This is a genomic window from Desulfatitalea alkaliphila, from assembly GCF_022968795.1.
GTDB classification, from domain to species: Bacteria; Desulfobacterota; Desulfobacteria; order Desulfobacterales; family Desulfosarcinaceae; genus Desulfatitalea; species Desulfatitalea alkaliphila.
The window spans coordinates 1-19536 of sequence record NZ_JALJRB010000038.1; the positions used below are offsets into that span (position 1 = coordinate 1).

17 protein-coding genes and 1 riboswitch are annotated in these 19536 nt (G+C 60.4%); of the genes, 9 read left to right on the forward strand and 8 right to left on the reverse strand.

Annotation, left to right across the window (positions count from 1 at the left end; all coding sequences use genetic code 11):
• A partial coding sequence (locus MRX98_RS20465) for a hypothetical protein (RefSeq protein ID WP_246914587.1) occupies nucleotides 1-265 on the reverse strand: 265 nt, incomplete at its 3' end.
• Between the two features lie 92 nt (nucleotides 266-357).
• Nucleotides 358-1668, reverse strand: coding sequence for a tyrosine-type recombinase/integrase (locus MRX98_RS20470; RefSeq protein WP_246914589.1), 1311 nt, complete (start codon nucleotides 1666-1668; stop codon nucleotides 358-360).
• Between the two features lie 688 nt (nucleotides 1669-2356).
• Between MRX98_RS20470 and MRX98_RS20475 the strand changes: the two genes are divergently transcribed.
• The 7 genes from MRX98_RS20475 (at nucleotide 2357) to MRX98_RS20505 (ending at nucleotide 11406) form a co-directional block, all read left to right on the forward strand.
• Nucleotides 2357-3274, forward strand: a complete 918-nt coding sequence (locus tag MRX98_RS20475) for an ATP-dependent zinc protease family protein (RefSeq protein WP_246914591.1) — start codon at nucleotides 2357-2359, stop codon at nucleotides 3272-3274.
• Nucleotides 3271-4785 (forward strand): inactive transglutaminase family protein, encoded by a 1515-nt coding sequence (locus MRX98_RS20480; RefSeq protein WP_246914593.1) that lies wholly within the window; start codon nucleotides 3271-3273, stop codon nucleotides 4783-4785. The genes MRX98_RS20475 and MRX98_RS20480 overlap by 4 nt, the downstream gene beginning before the upstream one ends.
• A 1-nt stretch (nucleotide 4786) precedes the next feature.
• Nucleotides 4787-5740: an alpha-L-glutamate ligase-like protein gene (locus MRX98_RS20485; RefSeq protein ID WP_281432461.1), complete on the forward strand. Its 954-nt coding sequence runs from the start codon at nucleotides 4787-4789 to the stop codon at nucleotides 5738-5740.
• A gap of 432 nt (nucleotides 5741-6172) precedes the next feature.
• On the forward strand, nucleotides 6173-7354 hold the full coding sequence (locus MRX98_RS20490) for a pectin acetylesterase-family hydrolase (protein WP_246914597.1): 1182 nt from the start codon (nucleotides 6173-6175) through the stop codon (nucleotides 7352-7354).
• Between the two features lie 346 nt (nucleotides 7355-7700).
• On the forward strand, nucleotides 7701-8744 hold the full coding sequence (gene dctP / locus MRX98_RS20495; RefSeq protein WP_246914599.1) for a TRAP transporter substrate-binding protein DctP: 1044 nt from the start codon (nucleotides 7701-7703) through the stop codon (nucleotides 8742-8744).
• A gap of 152 nt (nucleotides 8745-8896) precedes the next feature.
• Nucleotides 8897-9089: riboswitch (cobalamin riboswitch) on the forward strand.
• A 120-nt stretch (nucleotides 9090-9209) separates the two neighbouring features.
• Complete coding sequence (locus tag MRX98_RS20500) at nucleotides 9210-9518, forward strand: 4Fe-4S dicluster domain-containing protein (RefSeq protein ID WP_246914601.1); 309 nt, start codon at nucleotides 9210-9212, stop codon at nucleotides 9516-9518.
• Nucleotides 9511-11406 carry an aldehyde ferredoxin oxidoreductase family protein gene (locus MRX98_RS20505; protein WP_246914603.1) on the forward strand — a complete coding sequence of 632 codons (1896 nt, stop codon included), beginning with the start codon at nucleotides 9511-9513 and terminating at the stop codon, nucleotides 11404-11406. Before MRX98_RS20500 ends, MRX98_RS20505 begins: the two co-directional genes overlap by 8 nt.
• A 15-nt stretch (nucleotides 11407-11421) precedes the next feature.
• Here MRX98_RS20505 and MRX98_RS20510 read toward each other — a convergent pair whose 3' ends face one another.
• The 5 genes from MRX98_RS20510 to argJ form a co-directional block, all read right to left on the reverse strand.
• Nucleotides 11422-12693 (reverse strand): MFS transporter, encoded by a 1272-nt coding sequence (locus MRX98_RS20510; RefSeq protein ID WP_246914605.1) that lies wholly within the window; start codon nucleotides 12691-12693, stop codon nucleotides 11422-11424.
• A gap of 173 nt (nucleotides 12694-12866) precedes the next feature.
• Nucleotides 12867-13100: a hypothetical protein gene (locus MRX98_RS20515; RefSeq protein WP_246914607.1), complete on the reverse strand. Its 234-nt coding sequence runs from the start codon at nucleotides 13098-13100 to the stop codon at nucleotides 12867-12869.
• A gap of 377 nt (nucleotides 13101-13477) precedes the next feature.
• On the reverse strand, nucleotides 13478-14788 hold the full coding sequence (locus tag MRX98_RS20520; RefSeq protein ID WP_246914609.1) for a nucleotide sugar dehydrogenase: 1311 nt from the start codon (nucleotides 14786-14788) through the stop codon (nucleotides 13478-13480).
• A gap of 96 nt (nucleotides 14789-14884) precedes the next feature.
• Nucleotides 14885-15637 carry a pseudouridine synthase gene (locus tag MRX98_RS20525; protein ID WP_246914611.1) on the reverse strand — a complete coding sequence of 251 codons (753 nt, stop codon included), beginning with the start codon at nucleotides 15635-15637 and terminating at the stop codon, nucleotides 14885-14887.
• A gap of 3 nt (nucleotides 15638-15640) precedes the next feature.
• Entirely contained in the window at nucleotides 15641-16828 is a 1188-nt protein-coding gene (gene argJ / locus MRX98_RS20530) for a bifunctional glutamate N-acetyltransferase/amino-acid acetyltransferase ArgJ (protein ID WP_246914613.1), read from the reverse strand.
• Between the two features lie 351 nt (nucleotides 16829-17179).
• Between argJ and MRX98_RS20535 the strand changes: the two genes are divergently transcribed.
• Both MRX98_RS20535 and truA read left to right on the forward strand, forming a co-directional pair.
• A complete protein-coding gene (locus tag MRX98_RS20535) occupies nucleotides 17180-18103 on the forward strand; it encodes an AEC family transporter (protein WP_246914615.1) in 924 nt (307 codons plus the stop codon).
• Entirely contained in the window at nucleotides 18096-18851 is a 756-nt protein-coding gene (gene truA, locus MRX98_RS20540) for a tRNA pseudouridine(38-40) synthase TruA (RefSeq protein ID WP_246914617.1), read from the forward strand. Before MRX98_RS20535 ends, truA begins: the two co-directional genes overlap by 8 nt.
• Nucleotides 18852-18908: 57 nt before the next feature.
• Here the strand turns inward: truA and MRX98_RS20545 are convergent, their stop codons facing one another.
• Nucleotides 18909-19346, reverse strand: coding sequence for a hypothetical protein (locus MRX98_RS20545; RefSeq protein WP_246914618.1), 438 nt, complete (start codon nucleotides 19344-19346; stop codon nucleotides 18909-18911).
• Nucleotides 19347-19536 lie beyond the last annotated feature (190 nt).

Below are 19536 nucleotides of genomic sequence, written 5' to 3' on the forward strand. Positions count from 1 at the left end.
GGTCAAGGGCAAACTCTTGCACTTCGTGCAGTGTGCCCTCAAAGTCTGCAACAGCCGCGTGCAGCTTTTCGAGTCGCTTAGTGCGGTTGGCACGGTCTGGTTGTTTGCCCATTGCGCAATCACAGGCGAAGCGGACTTCTTCTATTAGGGTTTCGGGCTCCGGTAGGCCACGAAATGCCAGGCGCAACGCCTCGATTTCATCGGCAGTAAACCTAACCCGATAAAATCGACCAATGTCGCGTTTGATCGACACTATTTTCGCCAAATGGCCACCTCCCGTCATGGCCCCTGGTGGTTACTCGGGGCAGGCCGGCCAGGAAAACCGGCTTTTCGGTGCGGACGCCAGCTCCGAATGCGTTATGCCTGTTTCACCACTTGCAGCACTGTGGCGACTTCCCCCGGCTGCTCAATACCGGCTTGCTCCAATATCCACGCTTCAACCTTTGTGTGCCACATGCGCAGCAGGTCAAGCGGCCGGCGCCGGTAATGTTTTTCAGCGGTTGCGCTCGGCTTGTGGCCCATGATTTGAGCGACCACCCCGGCGGGCACTTCCACCCATTCGCTCAAGGTGCCAAAGGATCGCCGCAGACCGTGCAGGGTCAATCCCTCGATCCCTGCCGCAGCGATGGCCCGGTTGTGGGGAATCCTTGGCTCCTCAAGGCGCCCGGACGCGGCTTTAGGCGATGAAAACACCCAGGCATTGCGTCGGGGCAAAGGCGTCAGCAGGGTCTTTAAATAAGGCGTCAACGGGATTGTACGCTCGCCGTCCACCTTGTCGTGGATGGTCATGCTATTCCATCGAAAATCCAGATCGTCCCAACGAAGTCCGGCCAACTCATTGCGCCTAGCACCGGTCAACAACAAGGCTTGAAGGTACGCGGCCATGGCGGGGTTGGACAGTCCCCGCACGGCCCCGAACCATGCGTTTAGTTGTTCCCGCTGCAAGCAATCATCCTTCACCCCCCGCTTAGGGAGGGTGTCGCGCTTGGTTCTCGTGCTGCATGCGTCCGTTGATGCCATCCCGGCATAATCGGGGTGTGTGGCGCACCAGTTGATAAACGCCCTTAGGGCATCAAAGGCAATGCGCGTTTGTGTGCCCCGCTTAGCGGCTTCGGAGCTGGCCCATGCCTTGACCTGCTCCGGGGTTACTTCGGCCAGCCTCAAGCCCATCAGGGGGGCAAGAGCTCCGGGCTTGGTCTTACCCTTGCCGCGCCGCTTTTTCTCGCCGCCGGGGCTTGCCGCCCGCTGATGGTCGGCAAGATGGCGCTCACTCCATTTGGGGGCCCGGTCTTCGATATACGCGGCCCACGCTTGGGCGACGGTGGCTTTCTCCCGTTGCGCCTCGGCCTGCTGCCGGGCGGTGTCGGCCACGGTGCGCTGCTTATCAAGGCGGGGGTCGATGCCTTTGTCGATCAGGCCTTGAAGACGGCGGCCCTCCTGGCGCGCCCCTGGTGGGTCCGCTGAATCAATGGACCATGTCCGAACATCGCCAATCCTGATTCGAATTGATTTACCGGCCAAACGGGATTGAAAAATGAACACCTTAGCGCTAGCGGTCGCCCGCACTCCCAGGCCGGGCACCACGCTGTCCCATAAAAAGGCTTGTTTGGTATGGGTCGGACATTCGAAGTCCCGAATGCGGCCCGCCGTAAGCTTTATTTGCGCCATTTTGCCCCCCTCTTGCTTACAGCGCTTACACGATGTTGACCTTCGGGCGTGAAATCCGAAGTTCCATTTTTTGATGGCCGGTCAAAATCCCGAGGGTCATAGTGCACAAAAGTGCATATACCGTGTAAGCGCCATGTAAGCACATTTTTACAATATTCGTCAACTGAAATGTGTTGATTGACGGCGGGCAGGTAAGGCTCAGGGTGGGTTTTATATCTTGTTTTTCCATGGTATTTTCAACACGCATCAACTCGTTTCAATCTGTTCCCCGATTGGGCGAAAATGCCATTTGAGCGGTCTCATAACCCGAAGGTCACAGGTTCAAATCCTGTCCCCGCTACCAAAAAAATGCCAAGGGGTGGCGGTGACCAAAGCCGTGCCCCTTTTCTTGTTGGGATTGCGCTGTTCACAGCTCACGAGGGCAGCCGCAAAAAATTGCAAAATCTGCCCGTCTGTGCACGGATGGTTCCGCAACCCCATCGCCTCACGCGCACCGGCGGTACCGAGGGGATGTATAGGAAGAAGATCGTTTCAACGTCACCCATGCCGGCGATATGGCCATTCCAGGCCTCGAACCTTTGTGGCGCGCCGTTTTCGAACGTTTTCCGAAACACCGTGTCAATCCTGCCATGGGTTGGACTCCAACAAGATGCCGGTACCGCCGCACGCCCCTCCACCGGCACGATGAATGCATATCTCCGGGACTTTACAGTTGAACGGCAGTCTTTCCGCCCACGGCGGCAAATCGATCCCCCAATACACAACGGTCGTGATGCGTAGACAATTCCTGTTGTACATAGTGGCGTTCCTCTTGTGCGCCCTTTTTCTCTTGTACGGCTGTTTCGCTCCAAGCGCATTGATACACAAGGAGGATCTTGCCGACATCGATACCCGACTGGCGGAGATGGATGCCGGCCTCCATGAACATGCCGAACACCTGGAACTTTTGACAAACCTGTTGGAACAGCAGGCGGCCATGCTGGAACAGCAAAAGCGGCTGATGATGCTGGACATCGAACAGAACACCCGCTCCTTCGAGTATTTGGAAGAGGTGATCAAACAGCATCAATCCGAAACCCGCCGGCGATTAGCGTTTCTCGGCGGCAGCGGGGCAGCGGAATCCAATCCGACCAACGGGACACCGGCTTTCGCCACCGACAAGCTGTTGGTGGGAGGGATCGAAAAGGTACGACTCACACCGCCCGGACGCCTGTTTCATGCGCGTGTCGATACCGGCGCCACCACCTCCTCGTTGGATGCACGGGACATCACCCCCTTCGAACGAAACGGCAGCCCCTGGGTGCGCTTCAAAATCAAGGACCCGGAGCAGGACACCCTTTACGAACTGGAAAAGCCGGTGGCCCGCCGGGTCCGCATTCTGCAAGCCAGCAGCGACGAAGCGGACCGCCGCCCCGTGGTCAAACTGCAGATCCATGTGGGTCCCGTTGCCCTGATCGAAGAGTTCACCCTGGTGGACCGCACCCACTTGGATTACCAGGTGCTGATCGGACGCAACATCCTGCGGGATCTGATGGTGGTGGACGTGGCGCGCAAATTCGTGGTGCCCATGCCTGAAAAGGGCCTCAACGGAAACAGCACGCCATGAAAATCAAGCCCTTTTACCTAGTGGTCGCGCTGCTGATCGTCGCCGGCATCAGCCTGGCCTGGATCCGGCACGCCCAATTGCACATTCCCTTGCGGCCCGGACAGACCAAGCCGGTTTGGCTGATCGAGGCGCGCATCGATTTCGTCGCCCATGGCAACCCGGTGACGGTAAGTCTCGATCTTCCCGACAACCCGCCGGGGTTTCGCTGCGTCTCCGAGCAGGCGGCTTCCCTGGGATATGGCTTCACCATCGTTGACGGCGCCACCGGCCGCCGGGCGGAGTGGACCCGCCGCCATGCCGCCGGCCCGCAAACGCTTTATTTCAAGTTGCAGATGGTTCCCGACGACACGGAAGCTGCACCTGAAACCCCCACCCCGACGCCGGAAGCGCCGGCCACGGTCTACTGGCACGAGCTCCAGGCCACCGCCGCCCAGCAGGTGCTGGACCTGGCCTATGAACGCTCCAGCAGCCCCATCAGTTTCGCCCGCGAACTGATTCGCCAATTGAACGCCGACCCGCCGGATCAGAACGCCGCCCTGTTGCTGGACGAATACCCGCTGCCCGATCTGTTGCGGCGCCTGCTCAACCAGGCCGGTATCCCGGCCCGCATCTCCCTGGGACTGGAACTGGAAGATGCCCGCCGCTACCAAAACCTCAAACCGGTCCTGGAAGTCTTTGACGCGCCCCATTGGGTGCCCATCAATGAAAACAGCGGTGCCCACGGGTTGCCCGAAAACCTGCTGTTGTGGCACCGGGGCGGCCAATCTTTGTTGGATGTGACCGGTGGCCAGCGCTCGGACATCCGCTTCTCCATGATCCGCCAAACCATGCCTTCCATGGATCTGGCCCGGCTGCAGTTCGATGGCGGCGGCCTCTCCCGTTTCAGTCTGCACCACCTGCCCATCGAAGAGCAGAGCGTCTTCAAGCTTTTACTGCTGCTGCCCGTGGGCGCCCTGGTGGTCACTTTCATGCGCTTGATCGTCGGCGTGCGCACGGCCGGCACTTTCATGCCGGTGCTCATTGCCCTGGCCTTCTTGCAAACCACCCTGCTTCCCGGCCTGGCCGCCTTTCTGGGCATCGTCTCCATGGGGCTCGTGCTGCGCGGTTACCTCTCCCGGCTCAATTTGCTGATGGTGGCCCGGATATCCACCTTGATCGTGCTGGTGATCTTCCTGGCCTCCGTTGTCAGTGTGCTGGGCTACGAGCTGGGTGTCCAGGTGGGGCTGACCCTCACCTTCTTTCCCATGGTGATCATCGCCTGGACCATCGAACGCATGAGCATCCTCTGGGAGGAGGAAGGCAGCCAGGAGGTGCTGGTACAAGGATTCGGCAGCCTCTGTGTGGCGATCATCGCCTATCTGCTGATGCGCATCGCCATCGTCGGCCACCTGGCCTTCAACTTTCCCGAAGTGCACCTGGTGCTCCTGGCGTTGATCCTGCTGATGGGACAGTACACCGGCTACAAGCTGACCGAACTCAAGCGGTTCGGCGTCATGGGAGACCAACGGTAGCATGTGGCATTCGGCTCCTCACCTGCGCCGGCAGGGCGTATTGGGCATGAACCGCCGCAATGTGGCCTACATCAGCCGATACAACCCGCGTTCCAAGTACCCGCTGGTGGACAACAAGCTCAAAACCAAATTGCTGGCGGAAAAGTTCCACCTGGCAACGCCGTGCCTGCGCGGCGTCATCGAATACCAATACGAGATCGCCGCCTTCCAGGAGACGGCCGACCGGCTGGACGGATTTGCCATCAAACCGGCCAAGGGCGCAGGCGGCAAAGGTATCCTGGTGGTCACCCATCGCCGGGACGGACAGTTCGTGAAATCTTCGGGCCGCAGCGTGGACATCCGCCACATCCGGCACCATCTCTCCAACATCCTCGCCGGCCTCTACTCGCTGGCCGGCACGCCGGACGTGGCCATTATCGAGGACCTGATCCGCAGCGACGAAATGTTCGCCGCCCTCTCCTTTGCGGGAGTCCCCGACATCCGCATCATCGTCTTTCGCGGCTACCCGGTCATGGCCATGCTGCGGCTGTCCACCAGCGCCTCCGACGGCAAGGCCAACCTGCACAAAGGCGCCGTGGGCGTGGGTTTGGACATCGCCAGCGGACGTTCCCTGCATGCGGTGCAGTATGCCCGGCGCATCACGCACCACCCCGATACGAACACGCCCCTGGACACCATCGCGGTTCCTGACTGGCGCGATCTGCTGATCCTGGCGGCGCGCAGCTTCGAAATGACAGGTCTCGGCTATATCGGCGCCGACCTGGTGGTGGACCGGGACCGTGGGCCGATGCTGCTGGAGCTCAACGCACGGCCGGGGCTTTCCATCCAGATCGCCAACGGAGCCGGCCTGCTGCCTCGTCTGCAAACCATCGAAAAGCTGGACCGGGATCTGTCACCGCCCGCCGAAGAACGAGTCGCCTTCGCCATGCAAGTCTTCGGCAGCGATAACCCGTGACGGTCTGCCGCAGAAACCTTGCCCAACCCTTCCTCGAAGACCCGGCCGACACAAAATTCTGCTTGACAGATCCCCTTTAAAAAGCCTACCGCTCAATAAAGAGAGGGAATGCAAACGGCAAGCAAACAGGTGGGTGCCCTTCCGGCAATGGTGGGGTACGGTTTCCATCCGGCACGCGACGGCGCTACAGTCGTTAGACATGACCGTAGGGTCGTGCAGCGTGGGGCGACAGCCCTTGGATTGGCCGCACAAAACCGCTGCAGGATGGGCAAATGTCAGGCTTCCCGGAGGCCCGGTGCTGTTCTTCCGACGCTACCGCACCCTGCCCGCGCATGGCGATGCGCCCGAGCCAAAAGCAGCTGAACCCGTTTCGGCCATCACGCCCCGCTCTACACCATCTTTCTTACAACTCATTCACTTCAGGAGGCAACGATGCAACGACACCGATGGTCCACGATCTTCCTCTTCACTCTCTTGTGCGTCTTCTTTCTTGCCGGCAACGCACTCGCCAAAGGCCCCAAAGCCAAACCTTTCATTCCCGACCTGGCAGACGAATGGACCATCGTTCGACCGGCCGAGCGCTATCCCGACTTCCAGTTCAAAGGGTTGGCGCCGGCGTGCTCCAACGGCCCCGATGCCGAAAGCGACGAATTCTTCTTCTTCGTCAAGGGCGGTGACGTGAACAATCTGGTGGTCTATTTTCAAGGGGGCGGTGCCTGCTGGGATGGACTGACCTGCCTGGGATACAAGCCTTACACCCAGGATTGTACGGTGGACGACAACCCCGTCAACTACGGTGGCATGTTCGATTTCCAAAGGCCGGACAACCCCTTCAAGGAGTGGTCCTTCGTCTTCATTCCCTACTGCACCGGCGACATCCACTGGGGTGCGCAAGATACGGACTATATCTTTGAAAGCCCCTTCGGGCCTTTGGCAGGCACCATCCAACACCGCGGGTTCGTCAATTTCCAGGTGGTGCTGCAATACATCACCGACACCTTCGCCAAACCCGACAAGATCTTCGTCACCGGTTCGAGCGCCGGTGCCTACGGCGCCCTGGGCGGTTTCCCCTGGATCAAGGAAGCCTTCCCCAAGGCCCACGTCACCTTGCTGGGCGACGCCGGCATGGGCATCAACCCCGCCGAATACATGCAACTCTCCCGGGCCAACTGGAACACTCAATACCCACCGTGGCTCTTATACGGCGAAGAGGATCATCCCACGGTAGCGAACTTCTGGACCCGCGTGGCCGACGCCTACCCCCGCAGCAAAATCGGCGAATTCACCAATGCCTGGGACGAAGTCCAAATTATGTTTTACGGGCTTATTTATGCCACCATGGGTCTCGAACCGCCGTTTAGCGTACCCTACGATTGGCATGTGCGGATGTGGCAAGGCCTGGATGACAAGGCCGAACAAGGCAACTACCGGTATTACGTCGCCGACGGAGTAGCGCACACCATCCTGGCCACCGACCTGTTTTACACGGAATCCTCCGCGCAGGGCATCCCCTTTCTGAGCTGGCTCGATGCCATGGTGAAAAACCAGGGCGGCACCAACGGCCGGGGCGCCATGCCGTGGCGCAATGTGGCCTGCGAGGATTGCCGCGAATAGCGGCCTCCCAATCAATGCACCAGGGGGGGGGATGCATTCAAAGGCACCCCCCTTTTTATTGCTTTAACCCTTTTCCGCAGTATCCCGAGTCCCTTGTCCCATCGCCGCGGTAGCTTTCGATACCGGTAGGAATCATAATAATGGAAACATTGTTCGATATATTCGAATTTCATACCTCACCGGTATTCAATTCAACAAATTGTAATTATTGATTTATATAGAATATACCACCATTTCCGTTGACACATTGGCGCGGTTCTGCGCATATAATCAATGAATCGCTTTCAGTTAATGCCAATTGATCTTCACCCCCTATTCCAACACCTATCTTCCATGGAGGTCCGTTATGAGAAACCAGATCGTTGCACTGCTTGGCATATTGGCGCTGACCGCAGGGCTGGTCGCCGTCGTCGACACCGGCACCACCCAGGCCAAGGATGTGATCACCTGGCGTCTACCGCTGCACCACACCACCACCTCTTCCCCGGTTTACGAGCACAGCATCCTGCGCATCGCCAACCTGGTCAAGGAGCGCAGCGACGGCCGTTTCATCATCGAGCCCTATCTGGCCGGCACCTTGATTCCCGGCACCGAGATCTTCAACTCGGTCAAACGGGGCATGGTGCCCATCGGACACACCACCCCGGCCTACGACATGGCCCAGGTGCCCCTTTTCAATATCGTGGCCGGTTTGCCGATGAATTTCGGGGCGGTCTGGGAAGGCGCTTACTTCTTCAAGTGGCTCGGGTTCGAAGAGATGGTGCGGGAGGAGGTCCTCAAGAAACACGGTATGCTGTTCTACTCGGATCGGGTTTACACCACCGAACTCTCCTTGAAAAAGCCGGTGCGCACCTTTGACGATTTCAAAGGGCTCAAACTGCGCTCATCGGGGATTCTACAGAAATACCTCACCTCCATCGGAGCCGCGGCCTCCATGATTCCCGGTGGCGATATCTACGCCGCGCTGGCTTCGGGCATGATGGACGGCGCCCACTGGGGGGCGGTACAAGGCAGCTATGCCATGAAGTTCTACGAGATCAACAAGTATCACCTGCGCCCCGCGCTGAACGTCGCCGCCACCGACATCTGGCTGATCAACAAGCGAGCCTTCGACCGCCTGCCCGAAGATCTGCAGGAGATCCTGCACACGACCCTGGAAGAGCACTTCTGGCCGCGCACCAATCAATACATGTACCAGGAAGAGCTGATGCTCCAGAAAGCCATCAAGGAGCACGGCGTGACTTTGCTGACCATGCCGCCGGAAGAGTTCAACAAGATGCAGACCGCCGCCCTGAAGATCTGGGACGAAGTGGCAGCCATCTCCCCCGAGTGTGCCAAAGCCGTGGAGATGCTCAAGGATTTCAACCGCAGCATGGGGCGCATCGATTAGAAGTTGGCCGGGTGGACGAGTTAGGCGCCGCTGCCCACCTTGCACTCCTTTCCAACGGGGCAAGCCCCAACTTGGTTTTTGTGCATAACCGCATTTTACAATTCATCTTGACAGTCGAAAGGGGACCCAATTATAGTCTGCCCAAAAATTGCAAGGATGCACGGCCCTGCGGTGCCCTGAGAGGGGCTTAAAACGGGAAACCGGTGAAAATCCGGTGCGGACCCGCCGCTGTCATCGGGGACGAAGCCCGCAATATGCCACTGATCCGACACCAAACGGATCGGGAAGGCGCGGGGAGTAGGTCGATCCGAAAGCCAGAAGACCTGCCGAAGGCCGTTTTGATCTTGGTGAGAAGGTAAATCCCCAAGCTGATACTTATCAGTTTGGGGATTTTTTTTGGGCCTGACGGTGCCGCGCAAGTAATCGTTTTTGAACTCATTTCCATTGCAGCCGGAGGAGAAACGAATGACCAATGCAATCAACATCAAAATCATTGCCGATAACTGCCGGGGCTGCCGTCGATGCCAGCTGGCCTGCTCATGGCACGATCCGGGACCGCTCAACCCGCGCCTGGCCGGGATCACAATTCTTCGGCTGGACGATGGGGCAACCGACTATCCATTGATCAACATGGAGTGCCTGGAACGCTTTTGCGGCAAGCAGAACCGCCGGCCCGAAGACGCAACCATCGATAGAATCACGCCGGCATGTGTCGATGCTTGTCTGTTCGGCGCACTCGAGTGCCTGCCGATGGAGGAGAACGCGAATGAGTAGCAATAAATGGTACGGCTGGACAGGAACCATCCTCGAGGTCGATCTGACCCACCGCACGGTCAGGAAAAGGGATCTATCCGAGGCGGCCGCGCATCTTTATCTGGGACAGGCCGGCGTCAATGCCAGGATCTTGTATGATCGAACCTGCGCCGCCCTCTCACCTTACAGCCCCGAAGCACCCCTTATTTTCGGTGTGGGCCCGCTGGCGGCCACCCTGGCCCCTTGCTCGGGAAGGTTTTCGGTCACCTTCAAATCGCCCCTTACGGGAATTTTCGGCGATTCCAACTGCGGCGGTCATTGGGGACCTGAACTCAAATTGGCCGGATATGATCACATGGTCATCGTGGGCAAAGCGGACCGGCCGGTTTATCTCTGGATCGACAATGATCGGGTAGAGATTCGCGACGCTCGTGCCATATGGGGCGAAACGACCTGGCAAACCGAGGCGCTGATCAAGGCGGATATACAGGAACCGACGGCGCAGGTGGCCTCCATCGGACCGGCCGGCGAAAACTTGGTGCGTTTTGCAGCGATCATCTGCAACCAAGCGCGTGCGGCCGCCCGTTGCGGCCCCGGAGCCGTCATGGGATCGAAAAACCTCAAGGCGATCGCCGTGCGCGGTGACCGGGGCGTCCGGATTGCCGACAAGATCGCCTTCAAGGATGCCGTGGATGAGGCCGTCGCGGCGATTTTGGCCGACCCGCTCTACGAATCCGCGAAGGCCTACGGCACCCTGGCCATCACCGGACTGGCCCAGGCCCTGGGTTTCCTGCCGACCCGCAATTTTCAGAAGTCCACCTTCGAAGGGGCCGACAAGTTGAGCGGAGAAACTTTTCTGAAGCGCTACGGCACCAAGCACAAGGGCTGCTACAACTGCCCCATCGCATGCAGCCGGTATTATCAAGTGTCGGAGGGCCCATATGCGGCCACGCGGGGGGAGGGGCCGGAGTATGAAAGCGTCACGGCACTGGGGGCCAAGTGCGGTAACGACGACTTCGATGCCATTCTGCATGCCAACACCCTGTGCAACCAACTCGGGTTGGATACCATTTCCAGCGGCAACACCATCGCCTGGGCAATGGAGTGCTACGAAAAGGGCATCCTGAACCCCGCCCGGCTCGATGGCATCCAATTGTGCTTCGGCAACGACAGTGCAATGATTGCCATGCTTGACAAGATCGCCTTCCGCAAGGGCATCGGCGATCTGTTGGCCGATGGCCCGCTGATGGCGGCACGGCGGATCGGCGGCGGTGATTTCGTCGTCCACAGCAAGGGGCTGGACTATCCGGCGGTGGACATCAGAGGCACCAAAGGCATGGCCCTCTCTTTTGCCGTGTCGCCGCGGGGCGGCGATCATCTGAAAGGGCTGTCGCTGTACGAGGTGGCGCCGGATATCTACAGCAGTGACATCCTCAGTCAGACGGGCATCCGGGTTACGGACCGGTACTGGCTCCGTTATGAAACAAAAGCCGAGCTGATGTGCTGGCATGAAAACTGGCACTGCGTCGTCGACGCTTTAGGGCTTTGCAAATTAGAAGGCATCGCCTTGAAGCCGATGCTGCCGGGCCATTTTCAGCGAATGCTGTCGGCGGCGACCGGGTGGGATTTATCCATCAAGGCGCTCGAGCAAATCGGGGAACGGATATGGAACCTGGAGCGTCTGTTCAATGTACGTGAGGGCCTGAATCGAAAAGACGATCTGCCCCCTCGACGTCTGCTCGATGAGCCCATCGCAACGGGACCGGCCAAAGGCGAACGGCTTGATAGGGAGAAGTTCGAGGCGATGCTCAGCAGATATTATGAACTGCGGGGATGGAATCCGGAAACGGGGAGGCCGACCAAGGAAAAGTTGCGCGAATTGGGCCTGGCACAAGGATTGTCACAGTAATCGGCGCGCATACCTTCAAGTGAGACGGGCATTGCCGGGCGCCGCACCCGGTCGCAGCAAAACGGCAATGGCCATACCGATCACGATCAGCAGCAAACCGATGGCAAAGGGCACGGTGTAGCGGCCGGTGGCGTCGTAAAGGGCGCCGGCCAGGTTGGGACTGATGGCGGCGGTCAGGGTGACCAGCGGTGTGGTCCAGCCGATGATGCGCCCGTAGTGGGTCCGACCAAAAAAAGATCCCAGCATATTGGGTACCAGGACAAGCATGCCGCCGAAACCGATGCCGGTAAAAGCCGAATAGAGGTAAACGGCATACATCCCCCCGGCGTGCAGCAGACTCACGATGCCGGCGCCCATGCAGCCCAGGAAGAAAAGGGCCAGGTGGCGCCCCTCGAAGCGCATGCCCAGCAAACCGCTCAGCAAGCGCCCGATGATGCTGAAGCCCAACATCATCCCCAAGCCGGTGGCTGCGGCCAGAGGGGAGTACCCCAGATCCTGCAAATAGGCGACCTGGTGGGTGCTGAGCATATTGAGCACAAAGAGGATGATGGCGAAAAGAGAGGTGATCATCCACAACGCCGGCGCGCGCAGTGCCTGGCCCACCTCCCAATCCTTCTCCGTGTGGTACACCCGCACCCGTGTCTTGGATCCACCCGCTGGCCGAGGCGGATCCGCCACCACGCCGTCGGGGGTCTGGCCCACATCCTCCGGCCGCCCGCGGACGATCAGGCCGCCGCCCAGCACGCACACCACCAGGTGAAAGAGCGCCAAACCCACCCATGCCCAACGCCAACCCAGGTTGCCGATCATGGCGCTGATCAACGGCGGCATGAAGAAACCGCCCAAACCACCGGCGGTGAACAGCAAGCCCATGGCCATGGAGCGTTTGCGGATGAACCAGTTGTTGATCACTGTGGTGATGGGAATGAACTCGCCGAAAGCGATGCCGACGCCCGCCATGATCCCGAAAAAGAGATGGATGTGCCAGATGGCGCTCACCTGGGACATGCCCAGCAGGCCCAGGACCACGACACAGTTGCACAAGACGATGTTGCGACGCGCGCCGAATCGCTCGATGGCCATGCCGGCCAGGGGGCCGAGCAGTCCGCCGACGATGAAAAAGAGGGCATAGGGCCCGGAGATGGCCGAGCGGCTCCAGCCGAAAGCCGATTCCATGGCCGGCAGAAATACGCCGTAGGCATAGGTGGTGGTGCCGCAAATGCTGCCGTAGACCAACATCAGCCCCACCAGGTTGATCCACCCGTAGAATCGTTTATCTTCGCTCAAGTGCAGCGGCGCCTCTTTTATTAAAAAGGGTTGGGTTCGGCGACCGTTTCGCGCCGAGGTGCCGATCTTCTATGCTTACCAGATGAAATTGAACCGGACAACGCCTGAATGGCAACGGTCCGCCCATTGGGAAGAGAGGTGGTCGCATGGGGAGAAGCCCTTGCGGATGTTTGCTACGGCCGCCCGATGGCGTTGCGCAGGGCCGTCACCTCGGTGGCTTCGGCAATACCGACAGTGTGATTTAGCAAACACCGGGTATCCATTCGCATACAACCGTCGCACAGACAGACCTGAACCGTCAACTCGCCGATCTTCAACCGGCGCACGTGACTGGCCGTATGCTTTTCGCAGGCATAGCAGGGGATGTCCAGTGTACGGGGCAGATTTCTCGACTCTTCTTCGATCATTGTGCAAATCCTTCGCTGTCATGCCGATCCGGCCGCAGATGCCTGTCAGGCTATACCGGCCGGGCCGCTGCTCTGAGCTGCCCTCATCAGAGCAACATGCATGCCACCCACCCAAAACCGCCCCGCGACGCCCTACCGCCATAGCAAAAGGGAATAAATGGCCCCCATCTCGAAGCGGTTGTTCTCTATGAATATGATAGGCCGACCGACAGCGCGCCTCTCACTTTGATCGACACCAACGCCTAAGCGCACAACCCCATCCCATGGGAAACAACATCGATTGAAAAGGTCAATCATAGAAACGACTCCGGGAACCCGCCACCCCCCGGTCCGCCATTTCTCCTGCCAACCACCACGCGCCGTGGCGCTGCCACCGCCTACAACCGCCAGTAGGTGATCTTGTGGGTCGCGGCCTCCTGTTGGCTGTAGACGCTCTTCACATCCACCACGATGGGGTGACCGTTGGTGCACAAGGCGGCCAGCCGTGCCAGGCCCATCTCCCGGTAGGTGCGATGCATCACGGCCAACACCACGGCATCGGCCCCCTGCAGAACATCCAGGTCCACCAAATCCAGCCCGTAGTGTTCCAGCGCCTCCTGCGCATCTGCCAGCGGATCGTGGACCATCACCTCCACCCCGTAGTCCCGCAATTCGCGCACGATGTCCACCACGCGGGTATTGCGCAGATCGGGCACATCCTCTTTAAAGGTGATGCCCAACACCGCCACCTTGGCCCCTTTTACGGGTTTGCCGCTGTGGATCAGCAGCTTGACGGCCTTCTCGGCAATGTATTTGCCCATGTGGTCGTTGATGCGCCGACCGGCCAGGATCATTTCCGGATGGTAGCCGAGGGATTCGGCTTTGAAGGTCAGATAATAGGGGTCTACGCCGATGCAGTGACCGCCCACCAGACCGGGGCGGAAAGGCAGGAAATTCCATTTGGTGCCGGCGGCTTCCAGCACCTCCAGGGTACTGATGCCCATGATGTCGAAGATCATGGCCAGCTCGTTCATCAGGGCGATATTCAAGTCCCGCTGGGTGTTTTCAATCACCTTGGCCGCCTCGGCCACCTTGATGCTCGAGGCCCGGTGGATGCCGGCGGCCACCACCTGCCCGTAGACCTGCACCAGCAGGTCGGCCGTGGCATCGTCGGAGCCGGAAACGATTTTGACGATCTTGTCCAGGGTGTGCACCTTGTCGCCCGGATTGATCCGCTCGGGGGAATAGCCCACCGTGAAGTCGCGCCCGAAGGTCAGCCCGGAGGCCTGCTCCATCAGGGGCACGCACACCTCTTCGGTGGCGCCGGGATAGACCGTGGATTCGAACACCACGCAGGTCCCTTTTTGCAGATGGCGCCCGGCGGCGGTCGAAGCGCCCCGCAGGGGGCTCAGATCAGGGATGTTGTATTGGTCGATGGGCGTGGGCACGGCCACGATAATCAGGCGACAGCGGGCCAAGTCGGACGCGTCACTGGTGAAGGTCACACCGCAGCGCGCCAGCAGATCGTCCGCCACTTCCAAGGTGCGGTCATGGCCGTTGCGCAACTCATCGATGCGCTTCGCTTGCATGTCGTAGCCGACCACCTCGAAGTGGTCCGCCAGATGGACGGCCAGGGGCAACCCGACATACCCCAGGCCTACGACGGCAATGCGGTCTTGCCGGCTGTTCAAGCTTTCAAAGGTCACCATGGTGTCTCTGTCCTTCATCATCAGGGAGGTTGGCGGGAAACAATCGGCAACGCTTATAACAAAAACAGGACCCGCAACACAAGCGCGGCGCACCTTTCAAGATTTGGTCACCGGTTTCGTTCCCGGTTTGAACGGCGGCGTCTCTTTGGGCAAATGACGCAACAGGCGTTCCCTTTCGGCGGGGGTCAGATGGCGCCAGGCGCCCTCGGGCAGGGACCCGAGGTGAATGCCGTCGATGCGCACCCGGTGCAGCCGCTTCACCTTGTGGCCCAACTGCTTGACCATGCGCCGGATCTGCCGATTGCGGCCCTCCTGCAGAACGATGCGGAAACGGCGGCCGCTCAAACGCCGCACGCGGGCCGGACGGGTGCGGCTGCCCAGAATCGGCATGCCTTCGGCCAATTGGCGCAGCTGGTCATCCATGATGGGCTGCTGCACGGCCACTTCGTACTCTTTCTCGTGATCGAAGGAGGGGTGGGAGAGCTGGTGGTGCAGCCGGCCATCATTGGTGAGCAAGAGCAGGCCGGTGGAGTCCAGGTCCAGGCGGCCGATGGGGTAGATGCGCGTCGGCAGATCCACCAAGCCCACCACCACCGGCCGGTCGCCGTGGCGGCAACTGCTGATGAAGCCCTTGGGTTTGTGCAAAGCCAGATAGATCTTGCCGGGAGCGGCCTTCACGGGCCGACCGTCCACCTCCACCCGGTCCTGCTGCGGGTCCACCTTGGTGCCCGGCACGGTCACCACCCGACCGTTGACCCGCACCCGGCCGGCGGCGATAAAGGTCTCGCCCTGGCGACGGGAGCACACACCGGCCTCGGAGAGCCACTTCTGTAAACGGATTTGCACCATGCATCAGGACCGGTAATCGGCGTTGATTTTGATGTAGTCGATGGAAAGGTCGCAGGTCAACATGGCGGCTTGACCCGCTCCCTGCTGCAGGTCGATGGTAACGGTGAATTCCGGTTGCTGCATCACCGCCGTCACTTGGTCTTCGGCCGCCTGACCGCATCCGGCGCCGTCCTTGACCATCTGCACGCCGTCGAAAAAGATCGCCACCCGTCGCGGGTCAAAATCCACCCCGGCACGGCCCGCGGCAGCCACGATGCGGCCCCAGTTGGCATCCTCCCCGAAAAAGGCGGTCTTGACCAGGGGTGAATGGGCCACGGTGTCGGCGATGCGCATGGCATCCTCCGCTGACGGCGCGCCCTGCACACGGATCGCCACGACCTTGTTGACCCCCTCTCCATCCTTGACCAGCAGACGGGCCATATCCATCAGCAGCTCATTGAGCACCGCCTGGAACACCGCTTGCTGCTCGACCGTGCGCACTTCGACGCCCGAGACACCGTTGGCCATGATCAGGACCGTGTCGTTGGTACTGGTGTCGCCGTCGATGGTGATCCGGTTCAGGGAACGTTCCACTGCCGGCCGCAGCATGGTCTGCAGCCCGTCGGCCGGCACGGCGGCGTCGGTGCACACAAAACAGAGCATGGTGGCCATGTCGGGGCGGATCATGCCGGCCCCTTTGGCCGTGGCCAACACCGTGAACGGGCGTCCGTCCAACATCCCCTGCCGCACCATCAACTTGGGCACCTTGTCGGTGGTCATGATGGCTTGTGCAAAATTGTTGAAGCCGTCCGGCCCCAATTCCCGCACCAGGGCCGGCATGGCGTCCCGCACCTTCTCGATGGGCAACGGTGCGCCGATCACGCCGGTGGAAGCCACCATCACCGCCTCGTCATCCAGCCGCAACCCGTCGGCAGCAGCGGCGGCCATGGCCGCGGCATCCGCATCGCCCTGACCACCGGTGCAGCAATTGGCGTTGCCGGCGTTGACCACGATGGCCTGTCCGGCACCGGCCGCCACCCGGGCCTTGGTCAAGGTCACCGGCGCGGCGGTCACCCGGTTGCGGGTGAACATACCGGCCACGGTGGCCGGCACCAAACTGTATATCAGCCCCAGGTCGAGGGCGTGCTTCTTCTTGATCCCGGCCGCCATCCCGGCGGCATGAAACCCGGGGCATTGCAATGCTGTGTCCACATCCACCTCCATGAAAAACGGGCTTGATAGAACTGCTGAAGGCCCTAAATGATGCAATTGCAATCAAAAGTCAATTCGACAGTTAATCATTTTCAGCAAACCGGGTTCCATGCTACATACCGTGGCAGCTTATGAAACGAGGAGCGATTGCCATGCGCCTGAATGCCTTGAATTTTCAATGTCCCCATTGCCGGACCGCCCTTGCGCTGCACCGCACCTGACGGCAGATACGCTGGCGCTGCATGGACTGCGGCCACCTATACGACCTGAGCGACCTGCTCGACCAACTGGATGAACGTATGGAAGCGGCCCTGGGCGGCTTCATCAGCGACCGCTTGTGAGTCTGGTGGGATGATCGTCCAACACCTCTTTCCCGTCTTTGCCCTGATCCTGCTGGGGGTGGCGCTCAAACGGCTGCAAATGACCAACGCCGACTATCTGGCCACCACCGACCGACTGGTCTACTACGTCTTCTTTCCCGTTTTGCTCTTCTGGAAAATCGGCGGCGCCGATCAGACCTTCACCCCCGCGGCGCTGCGTTTTCATCTGGCCGTCATGCTCTCGGTCATCGCAGTCTACGTGCTCAGCGCGCTCTACATCCGCCTGCGCCCAGTGCCGGACTTCCAGGCCGGCACCTTCTCCCAAACCTGCTACCGCTTCAACACCTACGTGGGCATGGCCGTCATCCTGAGCCTCATGGGCGAGTCGGGGGTGGCCCAGTTCGGCATTCTCATCGGGCTGGTCATCCCCCTGATCAACATCCTGGCGGTAGCCACCCTGGTGTGGTTCTCCGGCCGACCGGCCACCTGGCGCAGCCGACTGCGCACCACCGCGGTCTCCATCGTCACCAACCCCCTGGTCTTGGGTTGTGCCGCCGGCCTGGTTTATGCCCGCTGGATCAACACCTTTCCCCGCTTCATCGACAACACCCTCTCCCTGGCGGCGGCCCTGACCCTGCCCCTGGCCCTCTTTTCCGTGGGCGGCAGCCTGACCCCCCGCACCTTGACGCAGCACTTCCGGCCGGCCCTGGCGGGCGCCCTGTTCAAACTGCTGCTGCTGCCGGCGGTGGGCTACGGCATCATGCGCTTGCTCAACGTGGGCGACCCCTTTTTCTTCATCGGGATGATCTTTTTCGCCCTGCCCACATCCACCGCCATTTACGTCCTTTCTTCCCAGTTGGGCAGTGACACCCAGTTGGCCTCGGCCGCCATCCTGCTTTCCACCGCCCTCTCCTTCGGTTCTCTCTCCCTGGTGTTGTGGTGGTTCCATGGATAGGACCTTCAAGCTGGTCATAGAATACGACGGCACCGACTACTGCGGCTGGCAGCGCCAGCCCAACGGCCGCACCATTCAGCAGACCATCGAAGATGCCCTGGCCCGCATGACCCGCCAGGCGGTGGTCTTGACCGGATCGGGGCGCACCGATGCGGGGGTCCACGCCCTGGGTCAGGTGGCCCATTTTTCCTGCGATACCACCATCGCGCCCGAGGCATTGCAGAAGGGACTCAACAGCCTGCTGCCCGACGACATCGTCATTCGGGCCTGCCAACCGGCGCCGATCGGTTTTCACGCCCGTTTTGACGCACATGGGAAGACCTACCGCTACACCATCCGCAACACACCGCTGCCGGCCGCCATCGGCCGCCAATACGCCTGGTGGATCCGCTCACTTCTGGACACGGCGGCCATGACCGCCGCCGCCGCCCACCTGGTGGGCCGTCACGACTTTAAAAGCTTCGAAGCCGCCGGCAGCCCCCGCGCCCATACCATCCGCCACATCAGCCATGCCGAAGTGCGCTGCGACACACAAGGCATCGTCACCATCGATGTCACCGCCGACGGTTTTTTGCGCCACATGGTGCGCAACATCGCCGGCACCCTGGCCGCCGTGGGTCGCGGCAAGCTGCCGTCGGAACAGATACCCGCCTTGCTGGACGCCCGCGACCGCACCCTGGCGCCGCCCACCGCCCCGGCCCACGGCCTGTGCCTGATAAAAGTGCTCTATAGCGAAGAAGGGAAGTAAAACGCCTCAGCGCCGGCCGACCGATGGAAGGCGCGCAGGTACCGACCACACCGCTTCTCAGGGCTGGGCAATACGCCTGAGCGAGGTACGTGCATTTTTCAGGCGGTTCACATCGATTTGCGGAACCCTGTCGAGCTTCTGTCGAATCATGACGGCATCGGCGGGCGCCAGCACGGCTCTGGCCTGCAGGTGCTCGGTAAGATTGGCAATCTGCACTTTGGTGGCATCGAAACCGGCTACGGCCTGCTGCACTTGCTCTGCCACTTCCTCGGTCGCCGCGGCGGTCTTCATGATTTGATCCCGCAACAACTCCAGGTCGAATCCCGGACCGGCCACCTTGATGGTGGTCCACTGGGACATGCCGATCAGCACCAGTCCGATAAGGGTCACCATGATGCCGCCGGCGGGAAACTCCTTTTTCAGGAGGAAAACCACCACCGCCGTCAGTATCAACAGACCGCCGGCAACTATCCCTACAAGGGTCACGATTGACATGATGAAGCCTCCTCGATGATTGGGGACGGTTCGATTATGTTGCACGGTGCTGCTGTTTGCCGGGCGCGCTTGAAGCCACAAGATGGAGAAAGGATATTGCAACGGGGTGCGATGCGCAACCGACCTGCCTTTGGAGATGTGTCTGAGGACACAATGGTTCAATAATCGACCGGATGAGAAATTATGTCAA